Below are 17,542 nucleotides of genomic sequence, written 5' to 3' on the forward strand. Positions count from 1 at the left end.
AAAACTGTTGATAACTGCGCTACTCACAGAAAAGGGAGTTAGGATGTTGATGCTAGTAGCTTTCAAACAATCCTGAATTGTAATCTTGGATTGCTTGTTCTATTTCTTCCATGCTATTCATTACAAAAGGGCCATAGTGAACAACTGGTTCATTGATTGGTTCGCCAATAAAAATCAGAGCACCACTCTCCTTTTCGGCTTGTAATTCAACCCATTCACCTTTCGATAGAATCGCCATTTCGCCTTGATTGATCTCACGATCTTTTACCTGAATACGACCTTTATAAACGTAGAGCATCATGTTGTGGTCTTGCTCCGTGGTCAAATTCAAAGCGTGACCAACCATCGCTCTCCAATCGGCCACCGTGGCAGCAACACCTGTTTCTGTTAAAGGCCCCTGAATACGTTCGTTGTCTATAGTCAGATGACCAGCAATCAAGCGAACAACACCCGAGCTTTGAGTTTCGAATTCCGTTATCGTTTCAGGTTGAAAGTCATGATATTGAGCCGGTGACATCTTATTTTTCGCAGGCTGGTTTATCCAAATTTGGAAACCATGCAATTCACCTTCCTGCATAATAGGCATCTCACTATGAATGACGCCTCTTCCTGCCGCCATCCATTGAGCGCCACCAGAACGAAGCTCACCAACATTATCCATGTGGTCACGATGCTGGAAATGACCTTTCAACATATAAGTAAGCGTCTCGATGCCGCGATGAGGATGAGGAGGAAAGCCACCCACATAATCAGCACGGTCGTCAGACTTAAGTTCATCCATCATCAAAAATGGAGAAAAACTCTCATTATTAAACCCTGCTACTCGACGAATTTTCACTCCGTCACCATCAGCAGTGGGTTGTGATTGAATAAGCTGACGAATTTCTCTGAATGTGCTCATACTATTTCTCCTCGTTTACCTTTGTGGCCGCTTGCAAACCGCATGTTCAGCCATGGCTATCGATATGGTTCTATTTTAGATTGAAGAAAAATAATCATGAGCCTTGCTATTTGAGCTACTTATTCAAATTTTTCGAACAGCACACTTATCCAAGCTATCGACATATATTTAAAAATAAGTGTAGCTATTTCCTAAACAAGGTGTATAGTAGGCCTTGGCTCTTAGAAGAGAGCTGTTAATGCAACATTTAGTTTAAGTTTCCTCTCAGTAAAATCTTGAATCCCCCAATTCAGACACCTGCGTACAACTTCCTCTTGATTGAACATTCAATAGCTTAGAAAAGATCCACAAAACAAATTCAAATTTTAATGTTTAATTCAAAGGTATTTTTATGTCTAAAGTAAACGGCTCAGTAAAATGGTTTAACGAAACTAAAGGCTTTGGCTTCCTATCTCAAGACAACGGTGGTCAAGATGTATTCGTACACTTCAACGCTATCGTTTCTGACGGTTTCAAAACACTGACTGAAGGTCAGAAAGTAAGCTTCAACGTAGAGCAAGGTAAAAAAGGTCCTCAAGCGACTGAAGTAACTCCTCTATAAGACTGCTTTTCTTGGTGTAGCATCCCCATGCTGCACCAAACCTCTCTCCTTCAAAAATATTCTCACATTAATCACTCAGCCTAATATCAGGCATTGCTTTGTGCTACCTAAAATAAATAGGATAGTACTGCTTAATTTATTATTTATAGGAAAAATCATGTCCTCAAAAAGAACAGGCCGTCAAAGGCATTGGTATCAATTACTTAACAAAGACAAAATCACTAAGAAACAGGAGAATAAATGTTAGAAATTGAATTTAATCTAGAACAAGCTCACACCTCTTGGAACGCTAAAATACATCAATTAAATGGTGATATTTTACGAAGGCACGTATTACCTAAGCTTCATTCTCATAGCTACATGATCGATTTTGAATATTGTGAGAAAACGCAATCTGGAACTATTCTCTGTGATTCAGGTTCAAAGTTAGGAAGTTTTACTGTTAACTAATTCAGTTTTCATGCATTAATGAATGATGCAACTAATTTGGAAGGTATCCAATGGCTAGAAAAAGTAAGAAGCAAGCAGAAAAAGACAAAAAAGAGTCTGAGCAAAACGCGGCGGCGGTAAAACAAAAAACGCGACGCCGTATAGAAGACATTATGGAACAAAGAGAATTTGACAAGTTATTTGATCTATAAGCTATCCTTGACTCTCTCAATGCTTTCTCTGCTCCATCGTTGTGCAAGGTACCGCCACCTACCTTTGCTCAAACGAAGCCTCACTCTTTTCCTCGCTTATAACAACACGATAAGCCTCGTTCACGCTCAAAAACCAATTTGCTCCTCTATACCCAAGTGACTTATACGGTTGCCAGTTACTTTTCTTAGAAAAACCCTTCGACTACTGACAACTAGGTTATTTGCGTATAGCCAAATTGAGAATTTTGCGTATAATCGCCTCGTTTGCTTCGTATAACCCCAATGATATGGTTTGGGGGTCTCTACCAGTTCCCGCAAAGTGCTGATTACGAAGAGTTGAGATCATCGTGGGTCTTACTCTTTGTGATAGCGTTCGATTTATTCTTATCTATACCTATTCTTAGAGTAACTGCATCCACAATACACATAAGGTGGAATATGAACGCATTTATTCAAGGTCTTCCAAAAGTAGAGCTGCACTTACATATCGAAGGTTCACTTGAGCCAGAACTTCTCTTCAAGTTAGCACAACGAAACGGCATCGACATTCCTTACTCTTCTCCGAGTGAACTACGCAGCGCGTATCAGTTCGAAGACTTACAGTCATTCCTTGACCTTTATTACCAAGGGGCGGATGTTTTGCGTACAGAGCAAGACTTTTACGATCTCACTTGGGAATACTTACTGCACTGTAAAGCGGATAACGTTATTCATACCGAAATCTTTTTTGACCCACAAACGCATACAGAGCGCGGTATTGACTTTGACACCGTTATCCACGGGATCGCCCGCGCACTACAAGATGGGCACGAGAAGCTCGGCATTACTTCACAAATCATTGCGTGTTTCCTCCGTCACCTTTCAGAAGAAAGCGCTATGGAGACTCTGCAAGCCGTTCTGAAACACCGTGATAAGATCATCGGTGTCGGTCTAGATTCTTCAGAACAAGGCCATCCACCAGCTAAGTTCAAACGAGTATTTAAACAAGCGGTAGAAGCAGGCTTACTGACTGTTGCTCACGCAGGTGAAGAAGGCCCCGCACAAAACATTACCGATGCAATTGAAATGCTTCACGTCAGCCGCGTGGATCATGGTGTTCGCTGTGTTGAGGATGAAGCATTAGTCGAGTCGTTAATTGAAAGCAAAATGCCACTGACGGTATGTCCATTATCGAACCTTAAATTGTGTGTATTTGACGATATGAACGATCACAATATTGTCGAGCTACTGCGCAAAGGTGTCGCTGTGACGATTAATTCGGACGATCCGGTATACTTTGGTGGTTACATGACAGATAACTTTTTAGCCGTCAACAACGCACACCCAATGAGTAAGAATGAACTAGCTCAATTCACAATGAATGCGATTGATGCTAGCTTCATCGATAATGAGTTGAAAGCGAAGTATCGCCATCTCGTTAGTCAATACGTAAGTCAGCATGAAGCGTTGTAATAAAGCCATCAGTGCTACATCTTGGGTCAAACACTTAGGTGTTAAAACCTTACAAAAGCTCTGTGGTTAACCGCATTTATAAGCGCTAGACTGAGAAAGCTAAACTAGCACACAAAAAGGAATAAAATCATGATTCAACAAGGCCAAGCTCTACCAGTTGCGACTCTAAGCGAATTGACTGCCAATGGTATGGTTAACCACGACGTTACTGAGCTGTTTGCAAACAAGAAAGTCGTACTCTTCGCTGTACCTGGCGCATTCACCCCAACGTGCTCGGAAGCTCACCTACCAGGCTATGTGGTATTAGCCGACGAGTTGAAGGCAAAAGGTGTTGATTTAATTGCGTGTGTTTCTGTAAACGATGCATTTGTGATGCAAGCTTGGGGCGAAGCTCAAAACGCTTCAGAAATCCTGATGTTGGGTGATGGCGACGCAAGCTTTACTAAAGCATTGGGACTTGAAATGGATACTGGCGGCTTTGGTGGTATTCGCTCACAACGCTACGCCATGATCATTGAAAACGGCATTGTGACCAAACTTAACGTTGAAGAACCAAAAGAGTTTGAAGCAAGCAAAGCAGAAACGATTTTAGCGGCGCTTTAAGCTTACCCTTAGATACAAAAACGGAAGCCATCGCTTCCGTTTTTTGTTGGCTAACGCATTCTCACAACACTCGTTTGTTGCTTACGCTGCATTTCCGCAAAAGTCAGCACAAATGGGGATGACTGCTTTACGCGGCTCGGCAGTGAAGAAAGCGCATTGTAGGCATCCTGTTTCGTTTTAAAATCACCAACAGTTACCGTATACCAACGCGTGCCTCGGCTGTTTTTCCAGTTAACCCAAACCGGATGCTTAGGATCGATATAACGAATGTAATCTTTCACATCTTTTTCTTGCTTTAGCGCGAGTACCTGCATCGTGTAATGGTTTGGGTTTAAATAACCATACGCATCCTGAGAGGTCATTACTCCAACACATTGGCCACTATCGACCTGCTGCTGGTAAGGCATAGCGCAGCCCATGAGCGATAAAATCAATGTCAAAGATAAAATCTTGTGCACGTGTCACTCCATTTTTGTTCTAGTTTCTTTTCTCTCGCACTCAAAAACACAAAAACGCTTCTAATTAGGCGAAAATAGCCCCATACGAGAAGGTTCGATGTTTTAGCGCAACGAGTATTCCAAAAAAGTAAGGCGACCACGTTGGCCGCCTTAGTAAATTGATTTAATAGAACAATAACAAGATAGAGTGATAATGGCAGAAGTTAGCTGTTTTTTAGAGCCAACTCGCGACCAATTGCTTAAACCAGTCTAAAATTCGCTTGAATAAGCTGCCTTCTTCCACCGATTCCAACGCAACAAGTTCGGCTTCATTCACAACTTTACCTTCGACTTTGTAAAGCACTTTACCAACCACTTGTTGTTGAGAAATTGGCGCTACCAAATCGCCATTATATTCAACTTCAGCTTGTAGCTTTTTCACACCCCCTTTTGGTAAAGTGAGATAAACGTCATTGGCCACGCCTACTTTAAGCTCATCTTGTTCACCCATCCAAATTCGAGCGTTCGCAACTTCCGTTCCTGCCTCAGTCGGCATTACCGTATCGTAAAAGCGGAAGCCATAACTTAACAATTGCTTGCTTTCGGATTCACGGATATTCTCACTTTTCGCTCCCATTACAACAGCAATCAAACGCATATCACCTTGAGTCGCTGAAGTCGCTAGACTATAACCAGCACCGCTCGTATAACCAGTTTTCATGCCATCAACATTCATACTGCGATCACGAAGCAAGCCATTGCGGTTATATTGCGTAATGCCGTTGTAGGTAAACGAGGTTTCGCTATACAGTGGGTAGATGTCAGGTAAGTCACGAATAATAGCTTGACCCAACTTGGCAATGTCATAAGGTGTTGAATATAAACCGTCACTGTCTAGACCATGAGGGTTGGTGAAAGCCGTGTTATTTAATTCAAGCTTAGCAGCCCAACTATTCATCAAGCTTACAAACCCTGACTCACTACCTGCGACATGTTCAGCAATGGCCACACTAGCATCATTACCTGATTGAACAACCAGGCCACGGTATAAGTCAGATAAAGAAACGGAAGTATTGACTTCAATAAACATCTTTGAGGAATCTGGGAAGTTTTTTGCCCAAGCATTTCGGCTAATGACGACCTCATCATCCAAAGTAATATTACCTGCGTTAATTTCTTGACCAGCCACATAAGCCGTCATTAACTTCGTTAAGCTCGCAGGATTTAGCCGTTTATGTGCATCACGTTCAACCAGCACTTTCCCAGTGTGAAAGTCCATCAAAACATAGCCACGAGAACTGAGTTCCGGTGCATTTGGCACAACCGTTGGTGCTGCATAAGCCAACGAAGATACAGCAGCGAACCCTGTAATTAACACTGTGTTTAATATAGTACTTTTTCTCATCATGACATCTTATCTTAGTAGCATTTAAGGCTTACAAACGGTACCCGAATGAATTCAAAGCGCAGGGTTACCTAGGTAAAGAGCGAGTATATTGAAACGGCGCTCAGTTACAGCCACCTTGTTACGATTAGTTACTTTTACTCAATGTTTGTCGAGAATAATGAGAGGTAAGTAGAGCTTTCGTCTAGAAAGATGAGACAAGAGGCGAGAAATCATGCCGTTATGCTATGTAATTAGTGTTAAGAGAAAAAACCGTACAAGCCAGATCTAAAACTAAACTTGTACGGGAAAAGATAGCTAAAAATTTTATCACTATCTAACTAGGGGCAACTAAGAAAATCTACAATTCAATTAATAATCCGAACTAATAATTTACCAACCAATGCTTCATCTCGGTCATAACAAAATAATAATTTATTGTCAGAATTTCAGATAAAAATAAAAATTTAATTTATATATAACCTAAATATTATCTATTACTAGACAGGAGAAAAGTATAATTTCCCTTTCTTAAAACTAAGGGAGGCTTTTTTCGATGCCTTTGAGTTTGTATCGTCATCAGTAAACTGAGTGTAACAATGAGGGATAAGGCATCCGGCTTTAGCACGAAAAGATAAGCCACTGTTATTTAAGTTCACTCTCTGCTTTTTTATCACTAAAGACTTTAAATTTCGGTTACCTTCAGTTTGTATAGCAATTCTTTCACGTACCCCAACCCAGTACGAATCAAACGACGACATTATACATATCCTCTTTCATGGTATAAGCAGTTGTAATTAAACATTGCTCAAAGCTAGATGTAGAATTCAGTAAATTATTTAAATTTTATTTATCTCTAAATTTTAATTTAAATAGATTAACCTGCATATTCCACACAAAATAAAAGGTTATGTCAAAGATTAATTATCATTAAGTTTATTTATATTAGATATAAAATTAAGTTATAAATTTAAGGTTATCTAAAGTATAAATTTTTAGAATGTCATCAGCTAATAGTTAATAGAAATGCAGAGGGCTTGTTGAATATGAAAACGACAAATAGAAGCAAAGAACTATCTATAGATTGAATAATCTTCAACGGGGTTACAATTCAAATAAAAGTAGCGCATCTAGTAAGATGCGCTATGGATTTGATCAGTTTTGGAGTATGAGTTCGGATGAAAACAAACTTACTTGAAGTGACTGAGCCAAGGTTGCTTATGGTTTAAGCTTCAATACCTTATCAATATCTTCTGCGCTGTGACGTTCAGGTAACTGCTCCCACTCTTCTCCCCATGAGCGATTCACAATACGACCACGCTGGACAGCTTCTCGCTCATCAATCGCTTTCGCCCAACGCACAACGTTTTTGTAGCTTTCTACATCTAAGAATTCAGCCGCATCGTAAGCACGACCCAGTACAAGGTTGCCGTACCATGGCCATGTTGCGATATCAGCGATACTGTACTCATCGCCACCTAGGAATTCATTGTTCGCAAGACGCTTGTCTAATACATCTAACTGACGTTTTGCTTCCATTGTAAAACGGTTGATTGGGTACTCGAACTTCTCTGGTGCGTACGCGTAGAAGTGACCAAAACCACCGCCTAGGTATGGCGCAGAACCTTGCAGCCAGAATAACCAGTTCATTACCTCAGCACGCTTAGCGCCTTCTTTTGGTAAGAAATGATCAAACTTCTCAGCTAGATAAAACAAGATGTTGCCAGATTCAAACACGTTCACTGGCTCAGAACCCGAACGGTCAACCAATGCCGGAATTTTCGAGTTTGGGTTAACAGCTACAAAGCCAGAACCAAACTGGTCGCCGTCACCAATCTTGATCAGGTATGCATCATATTCTGCTTCTTTTACGCCTGCCGCCAGAAGCTCTTCAAACATGATCGTTACTTTCTGGCCGTTTGGAGTCCCCATGGAATAAAGTTGGAATGGGTGTTCTCCAACAGGCAATTCTTGCTCATGACGAGCGCCTGAGTCCGGGCGGTTAATGCTCGCCCACTGGCCACCGTTTTCGTTATCGTTTGTCCAAACTTTTGGTGGAATGTATTCGTTAGCCATTGTTATCCCTTATTGTGTTTGAATGCATTATCAAACTGGCAAACTCAGTGCGCCAGCAAGCATGATGAAGTAACCCACCGCATTCGATAAATGGGCATACCCAAGATATTAGGCCGGAATCTTCAAATAAAAGTCCTGACCTTTCACTTAATTAGAACCTTTGGTTATGGGATTTTCTTTCACGCTATAAGGAAAAACGTTGTGTTAATGTGAGTTAGGTTCGAGATGCTAACAATAATGAGTAAGCCCAACTCGGCGGCGCACCTCTGTTTGGTGATTTAGAACAACCGCTTAACTTTACAGTCACTAAGAGCGAAGTAGTGTTAGATACTTTGGTTCAGAAGACTTACGTACGTGAAAGATAGTTAGGTTAGATAATTAAAAAGAAAAACGCCCTTCACTGAGTCAATGAAGGGCGTTTTAATATCTTTGTAATCGAAACCGTTACTTAGCTGATTCAAACAAACCAGTGATGCCTTTCAAAGGGAAAAGCCTTGCTTGCTCCAACCCTTTCAACGTTACCTTATTGAGGTCATCAATAAAGAAACGACTGGTCATCGTGTGTTTGCCACCATTAATAAAAATCTCGATGACAGAGTTGTCGATATATATATCAATCGTCTGCTTAGCGTCCAATCTTGGTGCTTTTCGAATGCCACCAAATTCTTCTGCGTACAAATGAGACATGTAACGACGGTCCAGCATAAACTCGTGCTCTGTCGCACTAAAGACGATGTTGTCACCTTTGAGGTTACTCAGCTCAAGTTCAAAGCCATCGCCCTCAAGGTCTAATTGGATCAAACAATTGGTGCTTTCCAGTGTATGGGATTGTGCAAAGACCACCTCTTCTTTTCTCAAACTCTTCAGCTCAGGGAGTGGAGTTTGAACAAGAAAACCATCTTTCAACGTTAGTTCTCTAGGAAGAGACAACATTCCTGCCCACTGGTGTGTGACCGATGGCGTGTCGATTTCTGGCAACCCTATCCATGCAATAAGAATGCGACGCCCACTCTCATCTAAATAGGTTTGTGGGGCGTAGAAATCAAACCCATAATCTGGCTGTAAAATATCTTGGTGGTTTTCTAAAGTCATCGACTCTAGGTTCAACTGATCACCCACGATATACGCGACAGAATAGATGTTTTTGAAATCATAAGGATTACTACTGCTCACGCCCTGTGGCGAAAACAACATCACCGACTGAGCATTAATCTCAAAGAAATCAGGACACTCCCACATGTACCCAAGGTCAGAAAACTTGGTCTTGATAGGACCTTTATGCTGCCACGTTTTCAAATCTTTGCTTTGATAGAGCGCCATTGAGCCATGCTCGGTTTTGGTTTGAGCACCCACCACCATCAAATAGTCGTCGCCTTTCTTCCAAACTTTTGGGTCACGAAAGTGCTCCGTGTAATGTTCGTTCTCAATGACTACACCGTGCTTTTCAATGCTGCCGTCTGAATCCATGGTGGCAAAACACTGTGTTGGGATTCGATTCCAGTTTTGGTCACGCTTGTTGCCAGTAAAAAATAGCAAAACCTGGTTGTTTTCCACCAAAGCGCCGCCCGAATAGACACCATGTGAATCGTAGTCTTGGTCAGGATGAAGACCCACGCCATGATCAGTAAAATGGATGAAGTCTTTAGTAGAAAGGTGATACCAATACTTCATTCCATGGACTGGTCCCACAGGCGTCCACTGGTAAAAGATGTGGTGCTCACCATTGAAATAGCACAGCCCATTTGGGTCATTTAACAGCCCAAATTTAGGGGCGATATGAAAACTAGGAAAGCCTTTATCTTGCTGACGTGAAAGTGTCATTTCTTCGATATCACACTGAGGGATTTGCTCAAGTCGGCGATATCTTTGCTCTACAGTCCAACGGTTGTTTAAGCTCATAATTTTTCTCAACTGAAATTGGATCTGAAGATCATTGCCCAATAAATCGCAGCAATTCTGTCTGGGTCGGAAGCGCGGTCATTGCGCCTTTTTGCGTCGTCGCTAATGCACCACAGCCATTTGCCCATTGAATCGCAGAGCTAACAACAGGATGATTTTTCCAATCGGCATGCCGAGACAGACATGCAAGTAGCCCTCCGACAAAAGCATCACCAGCCCCTGTAGTATCAACCGGACTAACGACTTGACCAGTGATCAGCTCACTCTGGCTTTCAAAGACTCGCCAAACGCCTTTCGCACCTTGTGTCACCAAGACCAAAGCAATATTCAAAGCGGCTATTTGTTGTAAACCTTGTGCCATCGATGTTGAGTCAGTTAAGAACAAAAGCTCTTCTTCAGAGAACTTAACCACGTCAGCCATCGCTACAGCCTTCATCACGACAGCTTGGATTTCTGATTGATCTTGCCACACTTCATCGCGCAAGTTAGGGTCAAAGCTAATGAAACCACCAGCGGCTTTTGCTCTTTTGATCGCCTCAAATGTGCTGCTTCGACTTGGCTCATTTGCCAGTGAAATCGAGCAAACATGCAGCCAGTCACCTTGCTTAAAGTTTGGGATGTCTTCAACAGACATAAACTGATCAGCGCTCGGTTTTACCATAAACGTAAAGCTGCGTTCACCTTGATCGTCTAAATCCACCACCACTGTTGATGTTCTTTGCTCAGGGTCTTTAATGAGAAACTCCGTGCAAACGCCCTCTTGATCGAGTATTGATTGCATGAAGCGACCAAATGGGTCATCACCCACACGTCCAAAAAACGCACTCTTACCAGATAGACGAGCAATTGCTACGGCGACATTCGCTGGTGCACCTCCGGGACATTTGAGTAAAGAAGTCTCAGATTCCGGTATTAGATCGACAACAGCATCACCAGTTACCCACACTTGATTCATCTTGCTTACCTTAAAATTAAAGCCCTGATAGTCCAACGTGTTGAACACATTCACTACCAAGTAAAAATTGAAAAAGGCTAGCCAAACCATGAGTGCTTGGCTAGCACCCCAAACATTTAGGAAAAGAAGTGGACTTTGGGGGACTCCACCCTTAAGGAGTTCAGATTAAGCCGCTGCTTTTTTACCGACTTTAGCGCGGTCACGCATACCTAGAACAATGGTGAGAACAAATGCGGTCAAGAACGCGATCACCATACCCGCGATGTAGTACCCAATCTTATCTGGCGTGATGGAAATGATGCCTGGAAGACCAGCTGCACCCAATGCCTGAGCTTTCACATTAAACATTGTGATGAACGCACTTGATAACGCCGCAGCGCAAACTGCCGCAATAAATGGGTAACGTAGTTTTAAGTTAACACCAAACATGGCTGGTTCTGTAATACCCAGCAAACCCGTAACACCAGATGGAATCGCAATACCTTTCATCTTCTTATCTTTGCTCATCACGCCCACCGCCAACGCTGCCGCTCCTTGAGAAACGTTAGACATCGCCGCAATAGGAAAGATAAAGGTGCCGCCCGTCGTTGCAATATCCGCAAGAAGTTGAGTTTCAATCGCAATGAAGCTGTGATGCATACCAGTAATAACAAACGGAGCATAAATAAGACCAAATACCGCACCACCAACAAAGCCAGCTGTGTTGTATAGCCAGTTCAGACCATCACCCAATAGGAAACCGATATCACGCGTGAACGGACCGACGACAGTAAACGTCAGCAAACCCGCTATGAAAATCGCCAGTAATGGCGTTAAAAGGTTGTCTAAAACAGAAGGTATGACTTTACGTAAGCCTAGCTCAACCTTCGCAAGAATGAATGCCGATACCAAAACCGGTAACACTGAACCTTGGTAACCCACTTTTTGGATTTCAAAACCAAGAATATTCCAAACCGGAATGTTGCCAGACACAGATGCGCCGCCGAATCCCCAACCATTCAGCAAGTCAGGGTGAACCATCAACATACCTAGCGCTGCCCCTAAATATGAGTTGCCGCCAAACTTCTTACTGGCTGAAAATGCCAACAGGATAGGCAGATAAACAAATGGCGCGTTGGCAAACGTGTTGATCATGTTCGCCAAGTCAGTCAGTCCTGGATTGGCCTCAATCAAGGATTTACCATCAATAAACAAGCCTTGGGCAGTCAGTAGGTTGTAAATACCCATCAACAAACCGCCAGCGACGATTGCTGGAATGATTGGGACGAAAATATCAGACAGCCCCTTCACTGCGCGCTGAACGATGTTTTGTTTCTCTACGCCAGCAGACGCAACGTCGTTGGTGGACATTTCACTCATACCCGTCAACTTCGCCATTTCTGCATAAACTTGGTTTACGATGCCTGATCCAAAAATGATTTGGTACTGACCCGCAACTTTGAACTGCCCTTTTACCCCTTCAAGGTTATCAATCGCTTGTTCATCTATTTTTTGCTCATCTGCAACGGCAAGGCGTAAGCGTGTTGCACAATGTGCAAGTGCGGTGATGTTGCTTTTACCACCTAATAGAGTTAACAACTCTTTTGCTACTGCCGGATAATTCATTTCATACCCCATTGGATTATTATCTGAGCTTGCGAAATTTTCGGGAACGTTTGCAAAACAGATTTTTGCTCAATAAAACCAAATGATCAAAGATAAAGCAGAGAGAATGTGAGAATGATCGTCAAATTCTCTCCCTAAGAGCAGTATAGGAAGTTAGAATCGCTACTTATCAAAGAGCTTTTCATCTTCTCTTTGCAAACAATCCCAAAAACGAAAAACAGAATGGATAGGAACAATGGCGAGTCTACATGATGTCGCCCGTCTGGCTGGCGTATCAAAATCAACAGTGTCACGGGTTATAAACGATGAGTATGGCGTAAAAGAAGCGACAAAACAGAAGGTCCGCCAAGCAGTAGCGGAGTGTGGCTATGTGCCGAACCAAGTCGCTAAAGATCTAAAATCTCAAAAGACCAATCTGGTTGGTGTCATTGTTCCTCGGGTTTCCTCTCATGCCACATCCCAAGGTGTCGATGGATTAACCGATGTCCTTGAAAAAGCCGGGAAACATGTCTTACTTGCTAGCACTCACCAAGCCCACGAAAAAGAACTGGAATACATTCAGATCTTTAACCAAAAACGGGTTGAAGGGATCATTCTTTACGCGACCCACCTCGATTCCAAGCTGGTCAAAGCAATTCAAAACTCAGCGGTCCCAGTTGTGCTCGTCGGTCAAGATGGTTCCATGTTTAATATTCCAAGCATCATTCATGATGACGCACGAGTAGGGTTTGAAGCGGGAAATAGACTGGTTGCAAAAGGTTGCCAAACCATGGGCTTTATTGGCGTACAAGGTGACGATATCGCGGTAGATAAGCAACGCTCTGAAGGATTTGTTCAGGCGCTGCAACACCATGGTTTTGAGCTAGCCTTCCATGCTCGTGGTGACTTTACCATCGACTCTGGCTATTCATTGGCAAAACAACACTTAACAGAGAACCGTAAGCTAGATGGCTTGTTCTGTGCGACAGACCGTATTGCTATTGGTGCGATGAGAGCGATTCAAGAGATCGGGTTAACACCGGGTAAAGACGTTTTAGTGCTAGGAGTTGGTGATGATGAGCTCGCATCAGTGTGCACCCCAACCTTATCAACATTTAACTATGCATTTGATAAAGCAGGTGAAAATGGTGCGAAACTGTTGCTAGATAGAATTGCCAACAGAAGTTTTGAAATGAGTAAGATGGTGCTAACCTTCAAAACAATTGAGCGTCAGTCCTGTTAATGAAAAAGCGCCAACTGAAATCAGTTGGCGCTTTTCTTATTACTCTTTGTCGGTTAGAGCCCTTTAGAACCAAGTTTCCATTTGCAGTGCAAACAGAACTTCACCACCATCCCCCATCGTTGCAGCGCCCGTATCCTGGCTAATCGAGTAGCCATTCAAGTCTTCGCTCCAATCAACGTAGCTAACAGCAAAACGTAGCTCCGGACGGTCAAAGAAACCTGCTGCGGTAGACATCTTAAGCGTTGGTGCAATTGTCGCTTTGTAAAAACTGCCACTTGCTTTATCAATCGCATTGTCTAGGTCCATGTATTGGTATGAGCCTTCATAAACCATCTCAAAGTTTTGTGTAAACTCTTGCGCTAAGCGGATGTTGAACGATGCCCACGTAAATTCATCATTTTTGGCAAAGCGATCTTGGCTGTGCTCTGCTAACAACGCAGGTGCTACACGCCAATTGTCGCCGATGCGTGTTACACCATAGCTGAACAAGCGCACGGCTTTTGCGTCTTCTAGCAAATCACCGTTTGAACCTATGCCTTTAAGTTCCGCCCCCAGTCCATCACCCATCAAAATACCAGTTTTAGAGAAGCCTTCACTCATGCCAAAGAAGGTATCGCCATGGTAGGCAAACATCGCATGTAAACCTTTGTCCGCTGAGCCTTCTGCTCGATCATTGTTATCAGCAGACGTCATGCCGCTCAGCATCAATTGCCAATTACCAAAGCGGTTGTTCATTGTCGCGATATAGTTTTCAACATCCGTTGACGAGCTATCAATCTCACCAAAATCACGACCATAGATCGAGAAGTTTACTTTCCACGAATCGCTCATTTGGACGTCATACACGCCAGCACCAGTACCAGATAAGAAAACGATATCCGAGTCAAAGAAGTGAATGTCAAAGTTATCACGGTCAAATCGTTTACCTGCCCAAAAAGTTGCGTCAGCAAACGCACTTGATTCAGAGAACATGCTCAACTTGTTTAGCTCAGCATATACCTGACGAACGTTTAATTGACTCTCGCTCGCCGTCCATTCGTTATTGGTTTCCGTACTATCTGCCAACATGATTCGGAACAAAGCGCTGGAGCCATCATCTGCAAAGCGTTTGTGAATAAGGTTTGCTTCCACATAATGATCATCCTCAACCCCTAATCGTCCAATTGGAGCGCCAATAGCACCAGCTGCCGTCATGTAAGGACCAGTACCCACTGCACCATTCAGATCATCATTAATGAGCAGCCCGGAACGAGCGTAGCCATGAAACTCAAAGCTTGAGGCTTTCTCATTTGCTTCTGTGGATACTTTTTCTGTCTGTTCAAGCCTCTGTTCTAATTCATTAATTCGCTTTTCAAGAGCGTCAACATCTGTTGTTGCGAATGCAGGTGCAGTAACCAGCCCAAGCGCTACTGCCATCGTCAAAGTGTGTAGTTTCATTTCCATAGTCTCACGTAAATTTATACTTAGGTTATCTGCAAACGTTCCCAAGAAAAATTGCAAACTTATGGTGACTTTAAATGTCCATCTAAAGCCTGAATTTCAGAGCGCTCAGATACAGAGCGTCTCTACCACTTGTATCAATGAAGGCGATAATATATAAAAATTTCGGGAACGTTACCGCAAGGAAGCGATTTTGTTACTTCTATCACGTTCAATTGTGTTAATTACAGAAAAATCATTAACCAGCGCACAGTTAAATTATTCGTTCTAGCGGAATTAGTTTGAAGATATCAGGTTGTGAATGGGAATTTGATGTTCGCTTGAGGGAATGATAATCACTCACTTCCCCAATCTACTTTGTGACGACGCGCCTCTAGAAGAACAGCGGCTAAGCTTGAAAGTGACTAAGAGCGAAGCGGATCTCGATACCTTGGTTCAAACAACATAAAAGGCAGTTAAGACGAGATAAACGCCCTTCACTTTCTGTGAAGAGCGCTTTGTTATTCTAATTCAAACAAACGAAACACTTTTTGGGAACAATTGAGTTGCATATTTTGCTAAATTAGCATTTAATGGATAATCATAGATGTTATAAATTCTTTTGTTGGTTGGCCAAATCAACCCACCCACTACATCTTAGAAATGAATCTCGACTTAACAGTTCCTCTCGGGCTTTCTCAGCTTCTCATTTTCATTACGCTTATTAAAACCGCGCTAATTAGTGTATTCGATATAGTCGCCTGTGAAAAGCGGATCCCCGTCCTCTTTGATACTAGAGATAAAGACTGCTTTGCAATCCTGACGCCTTGATTGCATGATTTCATATTCTACTGTTACTAAAGAAAAGATAGAACTAGCAAGAAATGCAACTTCTAATGTGGCTCTACTGTGAAAAACCACGAGCCGATTAACTCACTAACGTTAGCTTAGGTATTGCAAATCTCTAATAGTAGTGGCTGAATTCATTCACCCCATTGGTCAACTACTAAAACGGATCCAGCAAATCTTCATCAAACTTAAGTCCTTCTAGTCCATGCTCTTCGCACAAAAGCTTGAAAGATTCTGTAGCATAGAGCACTGTACAGCCTTGTAAGCGAGATTTGAATACATAGCGTGGTTCGATATCCTCTTCATCAAACTCAATGGTTTCCAGACCATCTTCAAAACCATCGGTATACTTCTTAAGGCACATAGACTCATCTTCAGCGCCAAAACTAAGGCAATTAAAAGCATATATGGTTTCGTCACCAACGTTTATGGGCAAGAACTCCCCCTCAGACGCTAGTACCGATCCTAGCTTATCGCATGCACCTGCAGTTAGCGCTAGATATGTGCTATACCATGTTGATATGTCCGGCATCGTAGAGTTTTTTCCTAAAACATCCTCAAAATCGCCAACCACACCATCTTTCCAAATTGGTAGTAAAGGCTCATTAGTAGAGGGCTGTAGTCGGAGTTGCCTTACTAGCTTTTTATTACCAAGCTGATTAGCAAGATTCATAATATCCAGAGTTAGAGTTTTAAACTCCTCAGGGCGTTGCTTTAACTGGTAGATTTTCATGATTGACCGCTCCAGCTAGTGTCTTTCTTTTCAATAATTTTCTGCGGATATCCACCATGCAGAAGTTTGTGCTTTACTCTTTGTAAGCGACTAATCATTGCCTGCTCAGGCAGCATTGGAGAACTAAACGTATTCACAATCCATGATTCATAGTTATACCGATGTATCTCTCGATGAGCAGGTGCTTCACTGCCTGCCCAGTGCCCTTTGTGCTTTTTATAGCGAGGTAGCCAAGCGCCATTCAACGGGTCATTGATTCCAATACCGTGAGCATGAAGAGCTAATCGTGTCACAACAAGTCTAACCTGCTGAAACCGCCCTTTACCCGGAATGATATGATGTGGGTCATGGATGCTACTCGGCTTAGGTTCACCAACTGCAGTGAGATTACGAGCCAGCACACGAGTCGGATGATGAGCCTCCTCGAACAACTCATCTTCATCTTTCAACTTGTTTTCAGCACGGTATGTTTCAAGATCCTGCTGTAGCATCACCTGAGCAGTGATCTTTTTTCGCTCATGCTGAAGGTGTGCCCAATCCTTTTCTAAAGCATCAATACGCTGCTTGCAAGCTTCTTTAGATTCATTGTTAGGCGCAACACTATTCTTTTTGTCGTGATATTCAGCGGCCTGACATTCGTAGCGATAAATAGCCAACTCTAATGCAGATGGGTTGCTAGGTCGAATAGGCCTTGGCTTTGGCGTATACTTCACAATTCCTTCCTTGTATGTTTGGTTAATTAGGTGTGACTGGCACAACAGCTTT

16 protein-coding genes, 1 pseudogene and 1 riboswitch are annotated in these 17,542 nt (G+C 42.6%); of the genes and pseudogenes, 7 read left to right on the plus strand and 10 right to left on the minus strand.

Translation table 11 applies throughout. From position 1 onward, the window contains the following. Nucleotides 1–52: 52 nt before the first annotated feature. A complete protein-coding gene (locus tag OO778_RS18880) occupies nt 53–901 on the minus strand; it encodes a pirin family protein (protein ID WP_264912449.1) in 849 nt (282 codons plus the stop codon). A gap of 391 nt (nt 902–1,292) precedes the next feature. On the opposite strand from OO778_RS18880, the gene OO778_RS18885 reads away from it, so the two are divergent. The 5 genes from OO778_RS18885 (at nt 1,293) to OO778_RS18905 (ending at nt 4,198) form a co-directional block, all read left to right on the plus strand. After that, the gene (locus OO778_RS18885) at nt 1,293–1,502 is read left to right on the plus strand and encodes a cold-shock protein (RefSeq protein WP_005396336.1); all 210 of its coding nucleotides are present in this window, start codon (nt 1,293–1,295) and stop codon (nt 1,500–1,502) included. Between the two features lie 240 nt (nt 1,503–1,742). Continuing rightward, nucleotides 1,743–1,952 carry a hypothetical protein gene (locus OO778_RS18890; RefSeq protein ID WP_264912451.1) on the plus strand — a complete coding sequence of 70 codons (210 nt, stop codon included), beginning with the start codon at nt 1,743–1,745 and terminating at the stop codon, nt 1,950–1,952. Nucleotides 1,953–2,002: 50 nt separating this feature from the next. Continuing rightward, complete coding sequence (locus OO778_RS18895; protein WP_005396335.1) at nt 2,003–2,143, plus strand: hypothetical protein; 141 nt, start codon at nt 2,003–2,005, stop codon at nt 2,141–2,143. 249 nt (nt 2,144–2,392) lie between these two features. Next, nucleotides 2,393–2,492, plus strand: a riboswitch (purine riboswitch). An 89-nt stretch (nt 2,493–2,581) separates the two neighbouring features. After that, a complete protein-coding gene (locus OO778_RS18900) occupies nt 2,582–3,595 on the plus strand; it encodes an adenosine deaminase (protein WP_104973475.1) in 1,014 nt (337 codons plus the stop codon). 129 nt (nt 3,596–3,724) lie between these two features. Further along, nucleotides 3,725–4,198 (plus strand): peroxiredoxin, encoded by a 474-nt coding sequence (locus tag OO778_RS18905; protein ID WP_167427310.1) that lies wholly within the window; start codon nt 3,725–3,727, stop codon nt 4,196–4,198. Nucleotides 4,199–4,248: 50 nt separating this feature from the next. Here OO778_RS18905 and OO778_RS18910 read toward each other — a convergent pair whose 3' ends face one another. From OO778_RS18910 to yghU, 3 genes are all read right to left on the minus strand, one after another. Further along, on the minus strand, nt 4,249–4,656 hold the full coding sequence (locus OO778_RS18910) for an SPOR domain-containing protein (protein WP_006741205.1): 408 nt from the start codon (nt 4,654–4,656) through the stop codon (nt 4,249–4,251). Between the two features lie 214 nt (nt 4,657–4,870). Beyond that, a complete protein-coding gene (locus OO778_RS18915; protein WP_264912800.1) occupies nt 4,871–6,040 on the minus strand; it encodes a D-alanyl-D-alanine carboxypeptidase family protein in 1,170 nt (389 codons plus the stop codon). A gap of 1,197 nt (nt 6,041–7,237) precedes the next feature. Further along, nucleotides 7,238–8,095: a glutathione-dependent disulfide-bond oxidoreductase gene (gene yghU, locus OO778_RS18920; protein ID WP_006741427.1), complete on the minus strand. Its 858-nt coding sequence runs from the start codon at nt 8,093–8,095 to the stop codon at nt 7,238–7,240. A gap of 254 nt (nt 8,096–8,349) precedes the next feature. Between yghU and OO778_RS25085 the strand changes: the two are divergent. Next, nucleotides 8,350–8,460 (plus strand): annotated as a pseudogene (locus OO778_RS25085) (dihydrofolate reductase); the annotation flags it as partial. Nucleotides 8,461–8,539: 79 nt separating this feature from the next. Here OO778_RS25085 and OO778_RS18925 read toward each other — a convergent pair. From OO778_RS18925 to OO778_RS18935, 3 genes are all read right to left on the minus strand, one after another. Then, a complete protein-coding gene (locus tag OO778_RS18925) occupies nt 8,540–9,994 on the minus strand; it encodes a sucrose-6-phosphate hydrolase (RefSeq protein ID WP_104970517.1) in 1,455 nt (484 codons plus the stop codon). 31 nt (nt 9,995–10,025) lie between these two features. Continuing rightward, entirely contained in the window at nt 10,026–10,949 is a 924-nt protein-coding gene (locus tag OO778_RS18930; RefSeq protein ID WP_104970516.1) for an aminoimidazole riboside kinase, read from the minus strand. Between the two features lie 165 nt (nt 10,950–11,114). Next, nucleotides 11,115–12,554: a sucrose-specific PTS transporter subunit IIBC gene (locus OO778_RS18935; protein ID WP_104970515.1), complete on the minus strand. Its 1,440-nt coding sequence runs from the start codon at nt 12,552–12,554 to the stop codon at nt 11,115–11,117. A 235-nt stretch (nt 12,555–12,789) separates the two neighbouring features. Here OO778_RS18935 and OO778_RS18940 point away from each other — a divergent pair, with 235 nt between their 5' ends. Beyond that, nucleotides 12,790–13,776: a LacI family DNA-binding transcriptional regulator gene (locus tag OO778_RS18940; protein ID WP_074190457.1), complete on the plus strand. Its 987-nt coding sequence runs from the start codon at nt 12,790–12,792 to the stop codon at nt 13,774–13,776. A gap of 63 nt (nt 13,777–13,839) precedes the next feature. On the opposite strand, the gene OO778_RS18945 is transcribed toward OO778_RS18940, so the two are convergent. From OO778_RS18945 to OO778_RS18955, 3 genes are all read right to left on the minus strand, one after another. Continuing rightward, nucleotides 13,840–15,213 carry a carbohydrate porin gene (locus tag OO778_RS18945; protein WP_074190699.1) on the minus strand — a complete coding sequence of 458 codons (1,374 nt, stop codon included), beginning with the start codon at nt 15,211–15,213 and terminating at the stop codon, nt 13,840–13,842. Between the two features lie 988 nt (nt 15,214–16,201). Beyond that, entirely contained in the window at nt 16,202–16,777 is a 576-nt protein-coding gene (locus tag OO778_RS18950; protein ID WP_046875841.1) for a hypothetical protein, read from the minus strand. Further along, on the minus strand, nt 16,774–17,490 hold the full coding sequence (locus tag OO778_RS18955) for an AHH domain-containing protein (RefSeq protein WP_052708194.1): 717 nt from the start codon (nt 17,488–17,490) through the stop codon (nt 16,774–16,776). The genes OO778_RS18950 and OO778_RS18955 overlap by 4 nt, the downstream gene beginning before the upstream one ends. Nucleotides 17,491–17,542: the final 52 nt, after the last annotated feature.

This window comes from Vibrio sp. STUT-A16 (assembly GCF_026000495.1).
Lineage (GTDB): Bacteria > Pseudomonadota > Gammaproteobacteria > Enterobacterales > Vibrionaceae > Vibrio > Vibrio diabolicus.

Excerpts from the sequence above, each read along its gene's own strand:
- OO778_RS18915 (WP_264912800.1), bottom strand. The coding sequence starts at position 6,040 with ATGAGAAAAAGTACTATATTAAACACAGTGTTAATTACAGGGTTCGCT.
- yghU (WP_006741427.1), bottom strand. The coding sequence starts at position 8,095 with ATGGCTAACGAATACATTCCACCAAAAGTTTGGACAAACGATAACGAA.
- OO778_RS18940 (WP_074190457.1), top strand. The coding sequence starts at position 12,790 with ATGGCGAGTCTACATGATGTCGCCCGTCTGGCTGGCGTATCAAAATCA.
- OO778_RS18885 (WP_005396336.1), top strand. The coding sequence starts at position 1,293 with ATGTCTAAAGTAAACGGCTCAGTAAAATGGTTTAACGAAACTAAAGGC.
- OO778_RS18880 (WP_264912449.1), bottom strand. The coding sequence starts at position 901 with ATGAGCACATTCAGAGAAATTCGTCAGCTTATTCAATCACAACCCACT.
- OO778_RS18890 (WP_264912451.1), top strand. The coding sequence starts at position 1,743 with ATGTTAGAAATTGAATTTAATCTAGAACAAGCTCACACCTCTTGGAAC.
- OO778_RS18905 (WP_167427310.1), top strand. The coding sequence starts at position 3,725 with ATGATTCAACAAGGCCAAGCTCTACCAGTTGCGACTCTAAGCGAATTG.
- OO778_RS18945 (WP_074190699.1), bottom strand. The coding sequence starts at position 15,213 with ATGAAACTACACACTTTGACGATGGCAGTAGCGCTTGGGCTGGTTACT.
- OO778_RS18935 (WP_104970515.1), bottom strand. The coding sequence starts at position 12,554 with ATGAATTATCCGGCAGTAGCAAAAGAGTTGTTAACTCTATTAGGTGGT.
- OO778_RS18895 (WP_005396335.1), top strand. The coding sequence starts at position 2,003 with ATGGCTAGAAAAAGTAAGAAGCAAGCAGAAAAAGACAAAAAAGAGTCT.
- OO778_RS18950 (WP_046875841.1), bottom strand. The coding sequence starts at position 16,777 with ATGAAAATCTACCAGTTAAAGCAACGCCCTGAGGAGTTTAAAACTCTA.
- OO778_RS18925 (WP_104970517.1), bottom strand. The coding sequence starts at position 9,994 with ATGAGCTTAAACAACCGTTGGACTGTAGAGCAAAGATATCGCCGACTT.
- OO778_RS18930 (WP_104970516.1), bottom strand. The coding sequence starts at position 10,949 with ATGAATCAAGTGTGGGTAACTGGTGATGCTGTTGTCGATCTAATACCG.
- OO778_RS18900 (WP_104973475.1), top strand. The coding sequence starts at position 2,582 with ATGAACGCATTTATTCAAGGTCTTCCAAAAGTAGAGCTGCACTTACAT.